1 protein-coding gene is annotated in these 476 nt (G+C 67.9%); it reads left to right on the top strand.

Going from position 1 to position 476, the window contains the following annotated elements:
* A partial coding sequence (locus tag BN1134_RS07260; RefSeq protein WP_042046258.1) for a PLP-dependent transferase occupies window positions 1-342 on the top strand: 342 nt, incomplete at its 5' end.
* Between the last annotated feature and the right edge of the window lie 134 nt (window positions 343-476).

Below are 476 nucleotides of genomic sequence, written 5' to 3'. Positions count from 1 at the left end.
TATCACCCCTCCCTGCCCACCCATCCGGGGCATGAGATTGCGCGCCGTCAACAAGCCGGTTTCGGCGCCATGGTAAGTTTCGAGCTCAATCTGGGGGAGGCGGGGATCCGCGCCTTCCTGGCGGCCCTCGAGCTCTTCTCGGTGGCCGAGTCCCTCGGCGGGGTCGAGAGCCTGGTGGCCCACCCGGCCAGCATGACGCACCGCGCCATGACGCCGGAGGCGCAGGCGCGCGCCGGCATCAGTGGCCAGCTGCTGCGCCTGTCGGTCGGCATCGAGCACGGCCCCGATCTGGTGGCCGATCTGGCCCGGGCGCTGGCCGTCGCCGAGGGAGTAGCGCAGTAATGACAGCATTAAAGGGAGAGAGTGCGGTGGCAGAAGCAGCGGGCGTGAAGCGTCGTCATGTACACAAGTTTGGTGGCAGCAGTCTGGCCGATCCGGTCTGTTATCGCCGGGTCGCGGCCATCGTCGAGCAGCAG

It is taken from the genome of Aeromonas simiae (assembly GCF_000820125.1).
GTDB lineage: Bacteria > Pseudomonadota > Gammaproteobacteria > Enterobacterales > Aeromonadaceae > Aeromonas > Aeromonas simiae.
This window is presented reverse-complemented; position numbering and strand designations above follow the sequence as displayed.